The organism is Teichococcus aestuarii (genome assembly GCF_042651065.1).
In the GTDB taxonomy this organism is placed as follows: domain Bacteria; phylum Pseudomonadota; class Alphaproteobacteria; order Acetobacterales; family Acetobacteraceae; genus Pseudoroseomonas; species Pseudoroseomonas aestuarii.
Genome location: NZ_JBHSCH010000081.1, coordinates 1 through 17,789 on the forward strand (window position 1 = coordinate 1; position 17,789 = coordinate 17,789).

Consider the following 17,789-nt stretch of genomic DNA (forward strand, 5'->3'; position numbering starts at 1 on the left):
CGGCCCTCCCCCCGGCCCACCCCTGGGGCTGGCCACCGGCATCGCCGCGCTGGCGGCGCTGGGCGGCAGCCTGCTGGCCTGGAGGGACGCGGCGGCGGCGGCGGGGCGGGGGGCCTCGGCGGCGCGGGCGGCCTGCTCCAGGCTGTGGCCCAGCCAGATGAGCGGCAGCGCCTCGGCCAGCAGGATGGCGGCGTGCAGGCCGACGCGCGGCAGCGCCAGCGACGCCTCGGGGAAGATGGCCAGCGGCAGCAGCAGCCCGAGCCCCAGGTGGTGCAGCGCCACGAAGAGGGTGGCCAGCGCCACCGGCCGCGCGTCGCAGAAGCCGGCGACGAGGGCGAGGGCGGCGAAATAGGCCATGTGCAGGTCGATGCGCCAGCCATCCTCCACCCGCCACACCAGCAGCGAGACGACGAGCATGACGGCCAGGGCCAGCCCGTTGCGCGTGACGGGTGCCGCCGCGTCCCTCCAGGCCAGCAGGCTGCCGCCCAGCGCCGCCAGCGCGGCGATGCCGGTGGCCAGCCCCAGGGGTGGGCCGGGGGGAGGGCCGCACCGGCACGCAGGCCCAGAGCAGGCTAGCCAGCAGCAGGGCGAAGCGCCGCCGCAAGGGGTGCAGGTTCATGCGGCGTCCCCGGGGCGCGCGGCGGCGCGGGCAGCAGAGCGCGCGGCGGCGCGGGCGGCGGCGCGGCGGGTGGTGCGGGGGGTGGTGCAGCCGGGGGCGCCCGGCGCGGCCAGGGCAAGCCAGGCGTGGTGTGGCAGGGAAAGGCCGGGCGCCCGCTCGGCCAGGACCAGGGGCGGGCTGGCATGGAGCAGGCGCATAGGCCGGTGGCCGGCCGCGCCGGTCAGCAGCAGCGCCTGCTCGGCCGGCAGGCCGGGCCGGAACAGGATTGCCACCGGCTGGCCCGCCGCGGGCCAGAGCGGTACGGCCGTGGCCAGCGCCCCGGCAATGCCGAGGCACGCCAGGCCAGACGCGAGGAACCGCATCCCGACTCCCTCCAGAAGATGAAGCGGAGCACAGAATGCGGCGAGAATCGTTAACTACCCGTTGGTCGGGCCGAGTCCGCGAGCCTCAGGCCGCGGCGGGGTCGATCCAGCCCACATGCCCGTCCGGGCGCCGATAGACGACGTTGAGCTGCCCGCTGGCGCGGTTGCGGAACATCATCACCGGCATCTGGCCGAGGTCGAGCCGCATCACCGCCTCGCCCACGGTGAGGCGGGCGATCTCGGTGGGGGTCTCGGCGATGATGGCGCCGTGCTCGGCCCCGTCCATGCCGCCGGACGTCTCCATGCCATCGGCGGCCGGGTCCTCGGCGGGGGCGGCGCCGTCGGTCAGGCCGCCGAGCAGCACGGCGGCGTCGACCGGCTCGTCCGGCACGTCGGCCGGCTGGGCCAGCACCACCTGCCGCGCCGTCTCGGCGGTGGCGGGCAGGCGCTCATCGGCCAGGTTGCGGGAATGCTCGTTCATGCGGCGGCGGTAGCGGCGCAGGCGCTTGGCGATGTGCGCGGCGGCCTCGTCGAAGGCGCGGTGCGCGTCGGGCCCCTCGCCCTCGCCGCGCAGGCTGAGCCCGCGGCCGGCGTGGATGTCAATGGCGCAGGAGAAGAAGGCGCGGTTCTTCCCGAAGGTCACATAGGCTTCCAGCGCGTGGTCGAAGTATTTCTTGGTCACGGCGCTGAGGCCTTCGGTCACATGGACCTTCAGCGCCTCGCCTGTTTCGACCTGTTTCCCTGCGACAACGATATGCATGGCGGGCTAACCCCTCCTTGTTGCTGGGGAGGGGCCGTCCCTTGGGACGGCGGGGCGGGCGGGTCGCGCCCGCTCCGGGTCAGGCCGGGACGGCCTTCTCCCGTTTGCGCTGCACGGATGATGGGATGCGCAGCGCTTCCCGGTATTTGGCCACCGTGCGGCGGGCGATGTCCACTCCTTCCCGACGCAAAGCTGCGACAATTGCATCATCGCTGAGGATATCGTCCGGCGTCTCCGCCGCGACCATGCCGCGGATGCGGTGGCGGATCGCCTCGGCGCTGAAGGTTTCACCGCCCGTGCCGCCGATCGCAGTTGTGAAGAAGTATTTAAGCTCAAAATTGCCGCGCGGCGTGGCGATGTACTTGTTGGCGGTGACACGGCTGACGGTCGATTCGTGCATCTCCACCGCCTCCGCCACGTCGCGCAGGATGAGCGGGCGCAGATGCGCGACGCCGTGGCGGAAGAAGCCGTCCTGCCGCCGCACGATCTCGGCCGACACCTTCAGGATGGTGCTGGCGCGCTGCTCCAGGCTCTTCACCAGCCAGTTGGCGGCCTGGAACTTCTCGGAGAGGAAGGCCCGGTCCTCGCGCGAGGCGGCGACCAGCGCGCGGGCGTGGAAGCCGCGGTTGACCAGCACGCGCGGCAGCGTCTCCGGGTTCAGCTCCAGCAGCCAGTCGCCCGCCTCGCCGGCCATCGGGGCGGGGCGCATCAGCACGTCCGGCACCAGCGAGGGCGCGTGCTCGGGGTCGAAGCCGGCGCCGGGCTTGGGGTCGAGGCGCTTCAGCTCGGCCACCATGTCGGCCAGGTCCTCGGCATCGACGCCGCAGACGCGCATCAGCCCGCGCATGTCGCGCCGCGCCAGCATCTCCAGGTTCCGCACCAGCGCGGCCATGGCCGGGTCCAGCCGGTTCTTCTCGGCCAGCTGCACGGCCAGGCACTCGCTGAGCGAGCGGCAGAACATGCCCACCGGCTCGAAGCGCTGCATCCGCGCCCGGATGCGCGCTACCCGCGCCTCCGCGCAGCCCAGCGCGGCGGCGATGGCGGCATCCGGCGCCGGCAACCGCCCCGCCGGGTCGAGCAGCGCGATGAGCTGGGCGCCGATCAGCCGGTCCGCTGGGTCGGGGAAGGTGAGGCGGAGCTGCTCGCCCAGCTCCTCGCGCAGGCTGCGCGGCCGCTCGGCGGCCAGCGAGTCGATGCCGCGCGCATCCTCGTCGAAATCGGCGCGGCCGCCGCGCGGGCTCTCGCCGTCATAGACGTTCGACCAGTCGCGGATGTCGAGCGGGGCCTCCGCCTCAGCCGGCAGGGCGGCGGCGGTGCTGCTCTCGAAGCTGTCGGCCGGAGCGGGCGGCGGCGTGGCCGGCTCGCGCCCGGCATGGGCGTCGGGCGGCGGGCCGTCGGCGCGCTCGTCGCGCTCCAGCAGCGGGTTGCGCTCCAGCTCTTCCTCGACGAAGGCGATGACCTCGAGGTTGGAGGATTGCAGCAGCTTGATCGCCTGCCGCAGCTGCGGCGTCATCACCAGCGACTGGGTGTGCCGCAGATCCAGACGTGGGCCGATGGCCATGGCCGCTCAGCCTGCCTCCAGCAAAGGGGTGCCCGCCGCACGGGACCGGTGCAGCAGGCGCATGCTAGAGGCTGAACCGCTCGCCGAGATAGACCCGCCGGACCCCCTCATGGGCGACGATGTCCTGCGGCGTGCCCTCCATCAGCACCTGGCCGTCATGCAGGATGTAGGCGCGGTCGATGATCTCGAGCGTCTCGCGCACATTGTGGTCGGTGATCAGCACGCCGATGCCGCGGTTCTTGAGGTGCCGCACCAGCTCGCGGATCTCGCCCACCGCGATGGGGTCGATGCCGGCCAGCGGCTCGTCGAGCAGGATGTAGGCCGGGTGGGTGGCGAGCGCGCGGGCGATCTCGCAGCGCCGCCGCTCGCCGCCCGAGAGGGCGAGGGAGGGGGAGCGGCGCAGATGCGTCAGCCCGAACTCGGAGAGCAGCTCGTCCAGCATCTGCTCGCGCCGGGCGCGGACGGGCTCCACCACCTCCAGCGCGGCGCGGATGTTGTCCTCCAGGCTGAGCCCGCGGAAGATCGAGGCCTCCTGCGGCAGGTAGCCCAGCCCCATGCGGGCGCGGCGGTACATGGGCAGGGTGGTGACGTCCTGCCCGTCCATGAAGACCTGGCCCTGATCGGGGCGGACGAGGCCGGTCATCATGTAGAAGGTGGTGGTCTTGCCGGCGCCGTTGGGGCCGAACAGCCCCACCGCCTCGCCGCGCCGCACGCTGAGCGAGACGCCGCGCACCACGGGGCGCTTCTTGTAGCGCTTGCCCAGGTTGGTGGCGACCAGCCCGCCCTCGCCGGGGATGACCTTCAGCGGCGCGCTCATCGCGGCTGCCCCTGGCCTTGCTGTCCCTGGGGCTGCCCCTGGGGTTGCCCCTGGGGCTGCAACGCCTGCTGGCCCTGCTGCGGGATGATCAGGCCCTGCACGCGCTGGCCGGGGGTGGAAACCAGGCGGGCCACGCCGCTGCGCATGTTGACGATCGCCTCCTGTCCGTTGAGCTGGTTGTCGCCGCGGGTGATGCGCACGCCGCCGAGCAGGCGGGCCATGCCGGTGACTTCCGAATAGACGCCGCGGTCGCCGCGCACCACCTCGCCGGGGGTGCGGATCTCGACATTGCCGAAAGCCTCGACGCGCTCGAGCTGGCTGCCCTGGCCGGGCGTGGCGGCGCCGTTCCGGGCCGGCGCCGCGGCCTGCTGCGGCGCCCCGGCGCCCTGCTCCAGGAAGTAGCCCACCAGCGTGTCGGCGGCGATGCGGCGCTGGTCCTGCGTCACCACCACGGCGGCGCCGCGCGCCACGGCCATGCGGCGCTGCGGCCAGTATTCCATGCTGTCGCGGGAGGTCAGAACGTTCTCGGGCGTGGTCAGCTTCAGGGCGCGGCCGGTCATCACCAGCACGGCCTGGTCCATGTCGTAGATGGCGCGGTCGCCCTCGGCATGGTCGGTGGCGCTGTCGATGCGGACATTGCCCTCCGCCTCCAGCCGCCAGATCTCGCCGCCCGACATCGGCGTGTCGGCACCGCCGGCGGCGGCGGGCTGGCCGGCGCGCGGGCGGTAGCGGGCGATCAGCCGGTCGGCGGTCAGGGTGATGCCCTGGCGCACGGCGCGGGCATTGCCGCGGGCGATCACCACCTGCTCCTGCTGGCGCCACTCGATGCCGTCGGTGGCGGTCACCTCCACCGGGCCGCCCTGGGTCAGGTCGAGCGCCTGGGCGCCGGCGGCGCGCGGGGCGAGCGCCAGGGGGGCGGCCAGCAGCAGGCCGGCCAGCAGGGCGGCGGCGGGAAGGCCGCGTCGCGTCTCGGTCATCGTGCGCCCTCCAGGACAGCCTTGGCGTTGCCGGTGAACACCACCACCTGGCCGCGATTCTCCAGCCGGAAGCCCTCGCTGACCAGCGTGCCGAAGGGGCCCTGCGCGGCCACCGGCCGGTCGCCCCGGGCGCTGCCGCCGGCCACGTCGATCTGCGCCGCCTCGGTGCGCAGCGTGCTGCCGTCGTCGTGCCACAGCGTCACCTGGCCGGACAGGGCGAGCTGGTTGCTCGCCCGGGCGTAGCGGCCCTGCTGCGCCTCCAGCAGCACCCAGGCGCCGTCGGCCATGAACAGGTCGGCGCGCGGGCGCTCCAGGTCGATCAGGTCGGTGTTCACCTGCTGCGTGGCGGTGGTGGCGGTCACGTTGTAGGGCCGGTTCTGCTCGTCCAGCCCCTGGTAGCGGGCGGAGGCGATGCGCATGGCCTCGGCCGAGGTCTGCGCCACGCGGCGGAAGGCCAGCCGGCCCCGCTCCTCCGCCGAATCGAATTCCGGCCACAGGGCGATGGCCGCCAGCAGGCCGAGCGCCCCCACCGGCAGCAGCCACTTGGCCAGCTTCACCAGCACGCGCCGCCGCGCCAGGGCGCCGGCATCCATCGTCATGCGCGCGCGGGACGGCAGCGTCGTGCGCGACCGGCCGGGCGCGCGGCTGGCACGTTGCGCGGCAAGCGCGTCGCGGGGAGGCGTGGAGGGCGTCATTCGTCGGCTTTGCTTGTCCGCCGCCTTCAGGCCCGGCCGGCGCGGACGCGCGAACGCGGGGACAGCAGGCGGTGCGGGAAGGGGAAAAACCTCACCCTCCCTGTATGGGGCTGCGGATGGGCAGGGTCAACGCGCCGCGGCGTCTCGCTCAATCAAAAAGCGTGCCAGAATTTTGCCAGATTCCGCTCAATGCGCGAAAATATCCGGCTCGTCATAGCCCATCAGGTCGAGGGCACCGCGCGTGGGCAGGAAGCGGAAGCAGGCCTCGGCCAGTTCCAGCCGTCCCTCGCGCCGCAGCAGCGCCTCCAGCCTGCCCCAGAGCGCGTGCAGGTGCAGCACGTCCGAGGCGGCATAGGCCAGCTGCTCCGGCGTCAGCTCGGCCGCGCCCCAGTCGGAGCTCTGCTGCTGCTTGGAGATCTCGACGCCGAGCAGCTCGCGGCAGAGATCCTTCAGCCCGTGCCGCTCGGTGAAGGTGCGGACCAGCTTGGCGGCGACCTTGGTGCAGCGGACGGGGGCGCATTCCACGCCCAGCGCGGCGCGCAGGATGGCGACGTCGAAGCGCGCGAAGTGGAACAGCTTCACCACGTCCGGCCGCGCCAGCAGCGCCTTGAGGTTGGGGCAGTCCGCGCCGCGCCCGCCAAGGCTCTCGGGGATGATCTGCACGCAATGCGCCGTGCCGTCACCGGCCGAGAGCTGCACGAGGCAGAGCCGGTCCCGGCGCGGGTCGAGGCCCATCGTCTCGGTGTCGATGGCGACGACGGCGCCGAAATCGACATCGGGCGGGAGATCGTGCTTGTGGAGCCTGATGGTGGCGTTGGCCGCAAACAGCGTGCTTGCCATCTTCGCCATCCCTGCCTTCCGATCCTGACCGTTGCGCTGACGCGCCGCGGAGGAGATATGCCCAGGAAAGGACTCGAACCTTCACGACCTTGCGGTCACTGGCACCTGAAGCCAGCGCGTCTACCAATTCCACCACCTGGGCAAGGGGGCGAACCGCCGTTTGGCGTGGGTGGGCTTTTATGGGCGCGGCCGGGCGCCGTCAACGGGGGTTTTGACAAAATTACGACGCCGGGCCGAACCGCCCCGCTCCAGCCGGAACGGGGCCCGCCGCCCTGCCCCGCCGCCCGGCCCCGCCGCCCTGCCCCGCCGCCCCGCCCCGCCGCCCTGCCCAGCCGCCCTGCCCCGCCGGCCGCCGCCTCAGCCCCGTCCGGCCTCGGGCGGCGGCGCGGCGGCGGCCTCGAAGCCCACCAGCCGCAGCCCGGCGGCAGGCGGCTCCACCGCCGGCGGGGCCGGCTCCTCCGGCTCCGGCTGGCGGCTCTCGGAGATGCGCTCCATGCGCCGGCCCAGTTCCGGCGCATCCAGCAGCAGGCGCTGGAAATCGGCGGCGCTCAGCTCCAGCAGGTGGCAGAAGCTGGTGGCCTTGGCGCGGCTGCGCCGCCGGCCGGGGTGCAGCAGCTCCGCCTCGCCCACGAAGTCGCCATGGGTGAGCAGGATGCTGTGCCCGTCCTGCTGCAGCTCCACCTCGCCCCGGCTGATGAAATAGACCGAGCGCGACGGCTGGCGGCGGCGGTAGATCCACTCCCCCGGCACGGTGAAGCGGCTGGTCACGCTCATCGCCAGGTCGTGCAGCAGCGCGTCCTGCAGCCCGGCGAAGGCCGGGAATTCCTCGATCCGCTTGTCCAGCCCGAGCTGGATGTTGAACTGCAGCGGGCGGGAGACCTGCCGGCGCAGCGTCTCCAGGCCGCGGATCAGCTCGTCGTACAGCTCCTCGCCCACCAGGGATTCGTGCTTCAGCGTGGCGTATTCCTCCGCCTCCAGCCGCAGCCCGATCTGCCGCAGGATCCGCGTCTCCAGCGCCTCGGCATAGCCGGGGTATTGCAGGCGCAGCGTCTCCATCGCATCCGCCAGCAGGTCCTCGCGGCGGGCGACGATGTCGGAGACCACCTCGGTCACGCGCGTGCCCAGCACCGGCTCCATCCGCCGCCGCACGAAGCGCTGCATGGAGAGGGCGACGAGATGCGTCAGCAGCAGCATCTCGAAGCGCTCGGCCATGCAGTGCATCAGCGGCGTGTCGATGCGGAACTTGCGGTGCAGCCACTGCGCCAGGTGGAAGCGCAGGCTGGGCTGCAGCCGCCGCCGCGCCGCCTGGATGTAGCCGAGCCGGCCCTCGCTGCGGGCGCCGTCGATCATGCTCTCGGCGTTCCACAGCAGGTTCTCCATCACCCGGCGGGAGAGGCCCTGGTCCTGGAACATCTCCAGCAGCAGGGAGCGCTCCTGGCTGGCGAAGGTGATCAGGCCGAGGATGACGCGCTCGCGGTCGGAAATGGCGGTGTCGAAGGTGTTGGCCGCCGTCTCCACCCGCACGCGGCGCTCGTAGAGCTCCACCACATGGGCGCGGGCGGGGGCGGAGAAGCCCAGCTCGGCGGCGGTGCCGCGCAGCTTGTCCCGCACCTCGCCGAGGCCGATTGCCACCACCTGGTTGCGCAGCGCCTGGTCGGCCGGCGAGAGGCGGTCGAGCTTCAGGAAGTGCACCAGGAAGCGCAGCGTGGTGCCGTTCACCAGTAGGGTGCTGAGCACGTAGCCGGTGGCGACGATGGCCACGAATTGCTGCACCGAGCTCGGCACCGCCCCGTTCTCGGTGACGGAGAGCGCCAGCGCCAGGGTGATGGCGCCGCGCATGCCGCCCCACAGGATGGTCACCTTGAAGGGGATGGGCACGCGCTGCGAGAGGCGGGCCATGGCCAGCAGCGGCATCAGCCCGAACAGCACCGCCGCCCGCGCCGCCATGGCCGCCAGGATGACGATGCCGATCAGCAGCAGGTCGTGCTGCTCCATGCCCAGCATCAGCCGCGGCACCAGCATCGAGGCCAGCACGAAGACCAGGGAGCTGGCCCAGAAGGAGAGCTGCGCCCAGACATCCTGCAGGAACTGCCAGCTCTGCGGGCGGAAGGTGGAGGGGCCGACCGCGCTCACCGTCAGCCCCGCGGCGGCGGCGGCCACCACGCCGGAGAAGCCCAGGAACTCGTCGCACAGGATGTAGGTGACATAAGGCAGCGCCAGGGTCAGCGTCATCTCGGCGGTGCGGTTGCCGCCCAGCAGGGGCAGCACGCCCAGCATCATCCGCGCCAGGATGAAGCCCACCGCCAGCCCGCCGATGAAGGACAGGACGAAGGTGACCACCGCCGCCATCGGGTCGCCCGGGTGCTGGCCGGTGAGCTGGGCCAGGAAGATGGTGAAGATGGAGATGGCCGCCGCGTCGTTCAGCAGGCTCTCGCCCTCCACCAGCCGGGTGAGGCGGGAATTGGCGCCGATCTCGCGGAAGATGCCGACCACCGCCGAGGGGTCGGTCGTCGCCACGATGGCGCCCAGCATCAGGCAGGCGGTGAGCGGCACGCCGGCGATGGGGGCGAGGGCGAAGCCGATCGCCGCCGTCGTCACCAGCACCGCCACCACCGCCAGCACCAGCACTGGCGCCGCGTCCCGCGCCAGCCTGCGCACGTCGATCGAGAGCGCGCCGTGGAACACCAGCAGCGGCAGGAAGATGAAGAGGAACACCTCGGCGTTGATCGGGAAGTGCAGCAGGGTGTTCGCCGCCTCGTCCAGCGCGCTGGTGTGCGAGGTGTTCAGCAGCAGAGTCGCGCCGCCGCCCAGCAGCACCCCCACCACCGCCAGCAGCACCGTGCTGGAGAGCATCAGCCGCCCCGCGAGCGGCTGGATGGCACTGACGACGATCAGCAGCATGGCGATGGCGAGGAGGGTATTCGGCAGGGTCGTCAGCATCGGTCCGCTCGTCTGGCGCCGCGAGGAGATGGCACGGGGCAGGGGAAGGAAGGCCACTCTGGGCCAATACTGGGGCGGATGTGGGGCGCGCCGCGCAGGCCTTGAAGCCGCCCCGCGTCTGGAGCATGGCTTTTCCGCCGCGCCACGGCATCCTGGCCGGCTTTTCAAGGAACAGCCCGGCATGGCGACGAGGAACCCGCCCGCACAGGCACCGCAGCAGCAGGCGCGGCCGGCCCGCGCCCTGCGTGGCGCCGCGATCAGCTTCCGGGCGGACCCCTTCCTGGCGGAGGACCCCGCCGCCACGCTGCGCCACTGGCCGGACGCGCTGATCCGGCTGGAGGGCGGGCGCATCGCCAGCATCGGGGATTACTCGGCGGAAGCGGCGGCGGGGCTGGCGGTCACCCACTACCCGGACGCGCTGATCTGCCCCGGCTTCATCGACACCCATGTCCACTACCCGCAGCTTCCCATGGTGGGCGCCTATGGCGAGGGGCTGCTGGAATGGCTGGAGCGCTACACCTTCCCCGCCGAGATGGCCTTCGCCGACGCGGCGCACGCGGCGCGGGTGGCGCGGGTCTTCCTGCGCGCCCTGCTGGCCGCCGGCACCACCACGGCGGCGGTCTATGGCACGGTCCATGCCGCCTCGGCCGAGGCCTTCTTCGCCGAATCGGCGCGGCTGAACACGCGGATGATCGCCGGCAAGGTGCTGATGGACCGCAACGCCCCTGCCGCCCTGCTCGACCCGCCGGGCGGCGGCATCGACGAATCCGCGGCGCTGATCGAACGCTGGCACGGCCGGGGGCGGCAGCTCTACGCCGTGACGCCGCGCTTCGCCCCCACCTCCAGCCCGGCGCAGCTCGCGGCCGCCGGGCGGCTGTGGCGGGAGCACCCCGGCACCTACCTGCAGACCCACCTCTCCGAGAGCCCGCCCGAGCTGGCCTGGGTGCGGGAGCTGTTCCCGGAGGCGGAGGACTATCTCGACGTCTATCACCGCGCCGGCCTCACCGGGCGGCGCGCCGTGTTCGGCCACGGCGTCCATCTCTCCGAGGCGGAGTTCTGCCGCTGCCACGCCACCGGCTCGGCGCTGGCGCATTGCCCCAGCTCCAACCTGTTCCTGGGCAGCGGCGCCTTCCGCCTGCCCGAGGCGAAGCGGCGGGACCGCCCGGTACGCGTGGGCCTCGGCAGCGACGTGGGCGCCGGCACCAGCCTCTCCACCCTCCGCACGCTGGGCGACGCCTACAAGGTCTCGCGTCTGAATGGCACACGGCTCTCGGCCGTGCAGGCTTTCTGGCTGGCGACGCGCGGCGGTGCCGAGGCGCTGGACCTGGAGGACCGTATCGGCAGCCTAGAGCCCGGCATGGAGGCCGACCTCGTGGTGCTGGACCTGAAGGCCACGCCCCTGCTGGAGATGCGCATGGCCGCCTGCGGCAGCCTCGCCGAGCAGCTTTTCGCCCTGATGACCCTGGCCGACGACCGCAGCATCCGCGCCACCTACGTCGCCGGCGAGCGCCTGCACGGATAGAAGAAAGACGGGGGTCCGGGGGAATTCCTTCCCCCGGCCTTCCCTTTAAAGCTTCACCACCAGCTTCCCGAAATTCTTCCCCTCGAGCAGCCCGATGAAGGCGTCCGGCGCGTTCTCCAGCCCTTCCGCCACATCCTCCTTCCAGCGCAGCTTCCCCGCGCGGATCCAGGCCGCGCCGCGCTCGCGCCAGGTGGCCCAGGCGCGCGGATGGTCGGAGACGATGAAGCCTTGCAGGCGCAGGCGCTTGCGCACCACGCTGGTCAGGTTGGGCCCGGGCGGCAGCGGCCGGACGTTGTAGCCCGCCACCATGCCGCAGAAGGCGATGCGCCCGAAATCCCGCATGCGGGGGAACACCGCCTCCTGCACCGCGCCGCCGACATTCTCGAAATACACGTCGATGCCGCCGGGGCAGGCTTCGTCGAGCTGCGCGCCGAGGTCGCCGCGATGGTCGAGGCAGGCATCGAAGCCCAGCTCCTCCGTCACGTAGCGGCACTTCTCCGCGCCCCCCGCGATGCCGACGACGCGGCAGCCCATGGCCTTGGCGATCTGCCCCGCGACGCCCCCCACCGCGCCGGAGGCGGCGGCGACGACGAAGGTCTCCCCCGGCCGCGGCTGGCCGATCTCGGTGACGCCGACCCAGGCCGTGGTGCCCGGCATGCCCAGCACGCCCAGATAGGCGCTGGGCGGCACGCCCTCCACCCCGGGCAGCTTCTGCACCGTGTGGCCGGGGGCGGCGGAGTAGAGCTGCCAGCCGCGCGCGCCGCCCACCCAGTCGCCGGGCGCGAAGGCCGGGTTGCGGCTCTCCACCACCTCGCCCACGCACTCGCCCTCCATCACCTCGCCCAGCTTCACGGGGGCGGAGTAGGAGGCGCTGTCATCCATCCGCCCGCGCATATAGGGGTCGAGCGAGAGGAAGCGGTGGCGCACCAGCACCTCGTTCTTGCCGATCTCGGGCAGCGGCGTCTCGGCCAGCTCGAAATGCTCGGGGCCAGGCCGGCCCGTCGGGCGGGCCTTCAGCAGGATCCGCCGGTTCTGTTCCGTCATGCGCGTCTCTCCCTGGTTCTGGCTCGGGTCGCGGCACTCTGCGCCGGTCCCGGCGGGCTGCCAACGCAGAAGGGGGAGGGAGGCTTCGCCTCAGCCCAGGCGGCGCAGCCAGCCCTCGAGCCGCGCGGCCAGGCCGGCCCAGCCCGGCTCCAGCATCATCAGGTGGCCCATCTCGGGCAGGAACTCCGCCTCCGTGCCGTGCCACAGGGCGCAGCGGCGCACCGCGTCGGCCGGGATCAGCCGGTCCTCCCCGGCGCCCAGCACCAGCACGCGGCGGCCATGCAGCCAGCCATACGGCACGGGCTGGGGCAGCTGCGCCTCCAGCAGGGCGGCGCGGGATTCGCCGCCCATCCGCGCCACCAGCGCATGCGCCCGGGGCTGCGGCATGGCGGCGCTGAACAGGGTGGTGGCCAGCTCGGGCGGGGCGCTGCCCACGGGGGCGTCCATCCGCGCCGCCTCGGCCCACAGCACCGGGTCGGTCAGCGCCAGCCGGGCGGAGGAGAACCACAGCCCCTCGGGCGGCACGGGGGTGAGCAGCGCGGCGCCGCGCACGGCGGGCTCCATCAACAGGCGCTGCGCCACCAGGGCGCCCAGCGAGTGGCCCACCAGCACCACCGGCCCCTGGAGCCGCGCCAGGGCGGCACGCGCCTGCACCACGTAGTCGGTCAGGCCGGAAGGGCGATGATGCGTCTCCCGCGCCATGTCCAGCACCCAGCCGGAGAAGCCGGCCTTCGCGAGATGCGCGGCGAAGCCTTCCTCCCACACCCATCCGCCGCAGCCGGCGCCGTGCAGGAACAGCAGGGCCGGCGCGGCCGCCACGGCGGGGCGCTGGCGGCCCCGCGCACCCGCCGCCGGGAGGTGCCGCAGCCCCGGATGCGCCGAGGCATTCCCGGGCGGCAGGGGGACGCCGACATCCGGCATCAGCCGAGCCCCTCGCCGGGCATGGCGGCGCGCAGGCCGTCCACCGTCACCTGTGCGCTGGCGGGGGGGACCCCCAGGCGCTGCAACACGAAATCGGCCATGCCCAAAGCCACCTCCCGCTCTCCCATCAGCGCCATGCCGACACCGCCCTCCTGGCGCAGCCAGGCCATCTCGTCATCGTCATGGGTACGCACCGCCACCTCCACCGCCGGGTTGGCGGCGCGCGCCAGCTCCATCACCCGCCGCGCCTCCCAGGCGCCGGGCAGGGCCAGCACCAGCAGCCGCGCCTGGCGCGGGCGGGCGGCGGCCAGCACGTCCTCCCGCGTCGCGTCGCCCCAGATGACGGGCAGCCCCTCCGCCCGCGCCCGGTCGGCGATGCGGCGGTCCTCCTCCAGCACCACCAGCGGCAGGCCGTGCCGGCGCAGCGCCGCGGCGATGGTGCGCCCGACGCGGCCATAGCCCACCAGGATGGCGTGCTCCCGCAGCCCCGGCAGGGCCGGGTGCGGCGGCGCGGGGCGGCGAGGCCGCTGCCAGCGGGCCAGGGCGCGGCTCGCCACCAGCCGGGGCACCGCCGCGCCGAAGGCGCGCGCCGTCAGCGGCAGCAGCAGGATGGCGCCGAAGCTGCCGAGCAGGATCGGGCCGCGCGCCAGCGGCGGCAGCAGCCCCTGGCCGATCGCCAGCTCGGCCAGCACGAAGGAGAACTCGCCGATCTGCGCCAGCGCCGCGGCGACGATGGCGGCGGTGGCCGGCGGCACGCGCAGCGCCAGCAGCAGCAGGAAGGTGGCCAGCCCGGTGCCCAGCAGCACCACGAGCAGCGCGGCGCCCGCCGCCCAGGGCGCCGCCGCCAGCGCCGCCGGGTCCAGCAGCATGCCCACCGAGAAGAAGAACAGCGCGGCGAAGACCCGCTGCAGCGGCAGCGTCTCGGCCGCCGCCTGATGGCCGAGGTCGCTCTCCCCCAGCACCACCCCGGCGAAGAAGGCGCCCAGCGCGAAGGAGACATGGAACAGCGCCGTGGCGGCGAAGGCCACGCCCAGCGCCACCACCACCACCGCCAGGGTGAACAGCTCGCGCGAGCCGGCGCGCGCCACGCGCTTCAGCGCCCAGGGCAGCACCCGCCGCCCGGCCAGCAGCATCAGCGCCAGGAAGGCCGCCAGCTCCGCCACCGGGCGCAGCAGCGCCCAGCCCAGGCCCTGCGTGTCGCCCCCCGCCAGGGTCGGGATCAGCACCAGCCCCAGCACGGCGATGAGATCCTGCACCACCAGCCAGCCCAGCGCCAGCCGGCCCGGCTCGCCGGAGAGGCGGCCGCGCTCCTCCAGCACCCGCGTCGCCACCGCCGTGGAGGCCAGCGCCAGGGCCAGCCCGAAGGCGAAGGCCCCCGCCACCGGCAGCCCCAGCAGCACATGGCCCACGAGCCCGCCGAGCAGCCCGCCCAGCGCAACCTGCGCCACCGCCCCCGGCAGCGCCACGCGCCACACCGCCAGCAGGTCCTGCGCCCGGAAATGCAGCCCGACGCCGAACAGCAGCAGCCCCACCCCGATCTCGGCCAGGGTGGCGGTGAAGCCGGGGTCGGCCGCGAGGCCCGGCGTGTGCGGCCCCACCGCCGCGCCCGCCAGCAGGTAGCCCACCAGCGGCGGCAGCCGCAGCGCCCGCGCCGCCATCCCGAACAGGAACGCCAGCGTCAGCGCGACGACCAGCAGGGCGAGCAGGGGGGGCGGGGCATGCATCGGCCGCCAGGATAGGAGTGGCCCCGGGCCACGGCCAGGGGGGCCGCGGCCAGAGGGGGTCTGGGATGGAAGGGTTCGTCATGCGCGCGGTCAATGATGACGGTTCGCGGATGGGATTTCCCTTTCCGCGCGGTGCCTCGCAGAGTCCGGCCGAAGCCCCGGAGGCCCCACCATGCCCGCAGCACCCCGCCCCGCCAACCCGCACCCGGCCGACCCGCACCCGGCCGTGGCGCCGCTCGCCATCGGCGCCGTCACCCTGGCGGCGCGCGACGCGCCCCGGCTGGCGGAGTTCTACGCCGGCCTGCTCGGCCTGGAGGCGCAGCCCGACCCGGCGGAGCCGGGCGCGCTGCGGCTGGGCAACGGCGCCGCACCGGCAATGCTGCGGCTGCTGCACCGACCCCAGGCGCGCCCCGAGCGCGGCGACGAGCCGGGGCTGTTCCACACCGCCTTCCTGCTGCCCGGCCGTGCCGCCCTGGCGGGCTGGCTGCACCACGCCTTCGCCCGGGGCACGCGGCTGGAGGGCGCCTCGGACCACGGCGTCAGCGACGCCCTCTACCTCTCGGACCCGGAGGGCAACGGCATCGAGGTCTATGCCGACCGCCCCCGCGCCGACTGGCCGCGCCCGGCCCGCGAGGAAGGAGAGGGCGTGGCGATGGTGACGCGCCGGCTGGACCTGCACGCCCTGCTGGCCGAGGCCCCTGGCCCCGCCCTGGCGCCGGCGGAAACGCGGATCGGCCATGTGCACCTGCGCGCCGGCGATCTCGGCGCCACCGAGGCCTGGTACGCCGCGCTCGGCCTGGCGGTGACGCAGCGCATGCCGCAGGCCAGCTTCCTGGCCAGCGGCGGCTACCACCACCATGTCGCGGTCAACACCTGGCGCAGCGGCGGCACCCGGCCGGAGGGGCTGGCCGGGCTCGCCGCCCTGGAACTGCGGGCGAACACGCCGGAGGCCCACGCGCAGGCGCTGCGGAACCTCGGGGCGGGAATGGACCCCTCGGGGAACCGCGTCACCCTCGCCCGGGGCTAGTATCCCGGGGCGGCGCCGGGGGAGAGGCGGGCCTCCCCCGGGCCTCCTCCGGGCCTTCGCCTCGGCTCAGCGGCACATCAGGACGGGGATGTCCGCGTTCTCCAGCACATGCCGCGTCACGCCGCCCAGGATGAGCTGGCGCAGGCGGGAATGGCTGTAGGCGCCCATGCAGAGCAGGTCGGCGTTGAAGTCCCGCACGGCGCCGAGCAGGCCCGCGCCCACCTCCCGCGTCTGCGGCTTGAAGGGCACCGTCTCGGCCTGGATGCTGTGCCAGCGCAGATAGGCGCGCAGCCCCTCGGCGTCCGGGCCGCGCCGCTGGTAGTCCTCGCTGTGCAGGATCCGCACCGCCTCGGCATGGTGCAGCCAGGGCAGCGCCGCCGCCACCGCCGCCGCGCTCTCCGCCGTGCCGTTCCAGGCGCAGCAGACGCGGGTGCCGATGGTCGCGGGCGGCTCGCGCGGGGCGATCAGCACGGGGCGGCCGGAATCGAACAGCACGGCGTGCAGCGCGTCGGAGGAGGAGACGTCCTCGTCCGCCTCCGGGTGCGGCACCACCGCCATGTCGTAGAGGCGCGACTGCTGCGCCACCACATCCTCCTCCCGCCCCGCGATCGACTCGAAGGAGAGGGTGGGACCCTCGGTCTTCAGCGCGCTCTCGGCGGAGAGGGCGATGGTCACGTCCCGCCCCTGCACGAACTTCTCGAACAGGCTGCGCACGCGGCCGGCGCGCTCGCCGCTCTCGCGCTCGGTGGCGGCCATCATCTCCTCGATCATGGCGCCGGAGAGGCCCTCGCCCGCCAGCGGCGCCACGTCGCGCGCATCGACGCGCACATGCAGGCAATGCACATGCGCGTTCCAGGTCCGCGCCACCATCAGCGCGGTTTTCAGCGCCGCCTCGCCGGCGGCGGTTCCAGTGAGCGGCAGCAACAGCCGGCGGTAGGCCATCGGTCGGTCTCCTTCCTCCAGTCCGGCGCCCGGTCGTGCGGGCGTGGAGCATTGTAACACAAAGCGACAGCGCGCGTCCCTCGCCTGTCCTGCCGGGCGGCAGGCTAGAGCCAGGCAGGGTGAAATGCCTCGTTAAATCTCGTTCGGCATCGGCTGGCTGGCATCCATCCGGCGCCAGTCGAGCGGGCCGGGGTCGCGCCGGGCCGACTGCTCCAGCACCGCCAGCCCGGCATCCGAGGCATCGCCGCGCCGCGCCGCCACGCGGGCGCGCAGCAGCGGCAGCGGCGCCTCCAGCCAGAGGCCCTGGAAGGGCACGCCCGCCGAGGCTGCCACGGCGGCGATGCCGGCGCGCATCTCCGGCTCCAGGAAGGTGGCATCGGCGATGACGCTGTGGCCGGCCCGCAGCGCCTGCCCGGCCATGGCCTCCAGCGCCGCCCGCACGGCGGCACTGGCGGCGGCGCCGTAGGCCTCGGGCGGCAGGCGGCATTCCGGCGCCACGCCGTGCAGGCGCTTGCGGATCTCGTCGCTGCGCAGCACCAGCGCGCCGGGGGAGGCGCCCATGGCCGGCGCCCAGAGCCGGGCGGCGTGGCTCTTGCCGGTGCCCTGCAGCCCGCCCACCGCCACGAGTCGCGGCGGCGGCGGCGGCAGCCCCGCCTCGGCCGCCGCCAGGAAGGGCAGCCCGTCCTGCCCCACCCGGTGCACGCAATGGGCGCGGATCACGTCGCGCAGCGAGAGCCAGAGGGGCAGCCCGGCCACCAGCCCGGCATCGCCGGTGCGGGCCACGTAGCGGTTCAGCACCCGGTTGGCGGCGGCGCGGCCGACGCGGCGGTCCAGGTCGGCCAGCAGGAAGGCGAGGTCGTAGCCGGTGTCGATGGTGGCCAGCACCTCGTCGAACTCCAGCGCGTCGAACGGCACGGGGCGGCCCTTCCACAGCACCAGGTTGCCGAGGTGCAGGTCGCCATGGCAGCGGCGCACCGCGCCGGCGGCGGCCTGCGCCGCCAGGGCGGGGGCCAGCCGCGCCAGCCAGCCCCGCGCCGC

15 protein-coding genes, 1 tRNA gene and 1 pseudogene are annotated in these 17,789 nt (G+C 74.0%); 2 read left to right on the plus strand and 15 right to left on the minus strand.

From position 1 onward, the window contains the following. The 10 genes and pseudogenes from ACFOY6_RS21105 to ACFOY6_RS21150 form a co-directional block, all read right to left on the minus strand. Window positions 1-417 (minus strand): annotated as a pseudogene (locus ACFOY6_RS21105) (hypothetical protein); the annotation flags it as partial. Between the two features lie 198 nt (window positions 418-615). Further along, on the minus strand, window positions 616-981 hold the full coding sequence (locus tag ACFOY6_RS21110; protein ID WP_379652167.1) for a hypothetical protein: 366 nt from the start codon (window positions 979-981) through the stop codon (window positions 616-618). 85 nt (window positions 982-1,066) lie between these two features. Next, on the minus strand, window positions 1,067-1,741 hold the full coding sequence (hpf, locus tag ACFOY6_RS21115; protein WP_109515662.1) for a ribosome hibernation-promoting factor, HPF/YfiA family: 675 nt from the start codon (window positions 1,739-1,741) through the stop codon (window positions 1,067-1,069). A 79-nt stretch (window positions 1,742-1,820) separates the two neighbouring features. Then, a complete protein-coding gene (gene rpoN, locus ACFOY6_RS21120; RefSeq protein WP_379652168.1) occupies window positions 1,821-3,302 on the minus strand; it encodes an RNA polymerase factor sigma-54 in 1,482 nt (493 codons plus the stop codon). Window positions 3,303-3,366: 64 nt separating this feature from the next. Next, a complete protein-coding gene (lptB, locus tag ACFOY6_RS21125; protein WP_109515664.1) occupies window positions 3,367-4,119 on the minus strand; it encodes an LPS export ABC transporter ATP-binding protein in 753 nt (250 codons plus the stop codon). Further along, complete coding sequence (locus tag ACFOY6_RS21130; RefSeq protein ID WP_379652169.1) at window positions 4,116-5,096, minus strand: LptA/OstA family protein; 981 nt, start codon at window positions 5,094-5,096, stop codon at window positions 4,116-4,118. Before ACFOY6_RS21130 ends, lptB begins: the two co-directional genes overlap by 4 nt. Continuing rightward, complete coding sequence (lptC, locus tag ACFOY6_RS21135) at window positions 5,093-5,791, minus strand: LPS export ABC transporter periplasmic protein LptC (RefSeq protein ID WP_109515666.1); 699 nt, start codon at window positions 5,789-5,791, stop codon at window positions 5,093-5,095. The genes ACFOY6_RS21130 and lptC overlap by 4 nt, the downstream gene beginning before the upstream one ends. Before the next feature lie 186 nt (window positions 5,792-5,977). Then, window positions 5,978-6,631: a ribonuclease D gene (locus ACFOY6_RS21140; RefSeq protein WP_379631987.1), complete on the minus strand. Its 654-nt coding sequence runs from the start codon at window positions 6,629-6,631 to the stop codon at window positions 5,978-5,980. Between the two features lie 58 nt (window positions 6,632-6,689). Then, window positions 6,690-6,773 (minus strand) — tRNA-Leu (locus ACFOY6_RS21145). A gap of 215 nt (window positions 6,774-6,988) precedes the next feature. Beyond that, entirely contained in the window at window positions 6,989-9,571 is a 2,583-nt protein-coding gene (locus ACFOY6_RS21150) for a cation:proton antiporter (protein WP_379652170.1), read from the minus strand. Between the two features lie 181 nt (window positions 9,572-9,752). Between ACFOY6_RS21150 and guaD the strand changes: the two genes are divergently transcribed. Beyond that, window positions 9,753-11,093, plus strand: a complete 1,341-nt coding sequence (gene guaD / locus ACFOY6_RS21155) for a guanine deaminase (protein WP_379631985.1) — start codon at window positions 9,753-9,755, stop codon at window positions 11,091-11,093. Between the two features lie 45 nt (window positions 11,094-11,138). Here the strand turns inward: guaD and ACFOY6_RS21160 are convergent, their stop codons facing one another. The 3 genes from ACFOY6_RS21160 to ACFOY6_RS21170 form a co-directional block, all read right to left on the minus strand. Continuing rightward, window positions 11,139-12,137 carry an NADP-dependent oxidoreductase gene (locus tag ACFOY6_RS21160; protein WP_379652171.1) on the minus strand — a complete coding sequence of 333 codons (999 nt, stop codon included), beginning with the start codon at window positions 12,135-12,137 and terminating at the stop codon, window positions 11,139-11,141. A gap of 90 nt (window positions 12,138-12,227) precedes the next feature. Then, window positions 12,228-13,058, minus strand: coding sequence for an alpha/beta hydrolase (locus ACFOY6_RS21165; RefSeq protein WP_379652172.1), 831 nt, complete (start codon window positions 13,056-13,058; stop codon window positions 12,228-12,230). After that, window positions 13,058-14,782, minus strand: a complete 1,725-nt coding sequence (locus ACFOY6_RS21170) for a cation:proton antiporter domain-containing protein (protein WP_379652173.1) — start codon at window positions 14,780-14,782, stop codon at window positions 13,058-13,060. The genes ACFOY6_RS21165 and ACFOY6_RS21170 overlap by 1 nt, the downstream gene beginning before the upstream one ends. A gap of 172 nt (window positions 14,783-14,954) precedes the next feature. Between ACFOY6_RS21170 and ACFOY6_RS21175 the strand changes: the two genes are divergently transcribed. Next, the gene (locus ACFOY6_RS21175; protein ID WP_379652174.1) at window positions 14,955-15,809 is read left to right on the plus strand and encodes a VOC family protein; all 855 of its coding nucleotides are present in this window, start codon (window positions 14,955-14,957) and stop codon (window positions 15,807-15,809) included. 66 nt (window positions 15,810-15,875) lie between these two features. Here ACFOY6_RS21175 and ACFOY6_RS21180 read toward each other — a convergent pair whose 3' ends face one another. Together ACFOY6_RS21180 and ACFOY6_RS21185 are read right to left on the minus strand one after the other, a co-directional pair. Continuing rightward, window positions 15,876-16,751 carry a universal stress protein gene (locus tag ACFOY6_RS21180; RefSeq protein WP_109515673.1) on the minus strand — a complete coding sequence of 292 codons (876 nt, stop codon included), beginning with the start codon at window positions 16,749-16,751 and terminating at the stop codon, window positions 15,876-15,878. Between the two features lie 132 nt (window positions 16,752-16,883). After that, a partial coding sequence (locus ACFOY6_RS21185; protein WP_379652175.1) for a bifunctional aminoglycoside phosphotransferase/ATP-binding protein occupies window positions 16,884-17,789 on the minus strand: 906 nt, incomplete at its 5' end.

Bases quoted from the DNA above. Each gene is read 5' to 3' on its own strand.
- guaD (WP_379631985.1), top strand. From the start codon at position 9,753: ATGGCGACGAGGAACCCGCCCGCACAGGCACCGCAGCAGCAGGCGCGG.
- hpf (WP_109515662.1), bottom strand. From the start codon at position 1,741: ATGCATATCGTTGTCGCAGGGAAACAGGTCGAAACAGGCGAGGCGCTG.
- ACFOY6_RS21165 (WP_379652172.1), bottom strand. From the start codon at position 13,058: ATGCCGGATGTCGGCGTCCCCCTGCCGCCCGGGAATGCCTCGGCGCAT.
- ACFOY6_RS21110 (WP_379652167.1), bottom strand. From the start codon at position 981: ATGCGGTTCCTCGCGTCTGGCCTGGCGTGCCTCGGCATTGCCGGGGCG.
- ACFOY6_RS21170 (WP_379652173.1), bottom strand. From the start codon at position 14,782: ATGCATGCCCCGCCCCCCCTGCTCGCCCTGCTGGTCGTCGCGCTGACG.
- ACFOY6_RS21150 (WP_379652170.1), bottom strand. From the start codon at position 9,571: ATGCTGACGACCCTGCCGAATACCCTCCTCGCCATCGCCATGCTGCTG.
- rpoN (WP_379652168.1), bottom strand. From the start codon at position 3,302: ATGGCCATCGGCCCACGTCTGGATCTGCGGCACACCCAGTCGCTGGTG.
- lptB (WP_109515664.1), bottom strand. From the start codon at position 4,119: ATGAGCGCGCCGCTGAAGGTCATCCCCGGCGAGGGCGGGCTGGTCGCC.
- ACFOY6_RS21175 (WP_379652174.1), top strand. From the start codon at position 14,955: ATGCCCGCAGCACCCCGCCCCGCCAACCCGCACCCGGCCGACCCGCAC.
- ACFOY6_RS21140 (WP_379631987.1), bottom strand. From the start codon at position 6,631: ATGGCAAGCACGCTGTTTGCGGCCAACGCCACCATCAGGCTCCACAAG.
- lptC (WP_109515666.1), bottom strand. From the start codon at position 5,791: ATGACGCCCTCCACGCCTCCCCGCGACGCGCTTGCCGCGCAACGTGCC.
- ACFOY6_RS21180 (WP_109515673.1), bottom strand. From the start codon at position 16,751: ATGGCCTACCGCCGGCTGTTGCTGCCGCTCACTGGAACCGCCGCCGGC.
- ACFOY6_RS21160 (WP_379652171.1), bottom strand. From the start codon at position 12,137: ATGACGGAACAGAACCGGCGGATCCTGCTGAAGGCCCGCCCGACGGGC.
- ACFOY6_RS21130 (WP_379652169.1), bottom strand. From the start codon at position 5,096: ATGACCGAGACGCGACGCGGCCTTCCCGCCGCCGCCCTGCTGGCCGGC.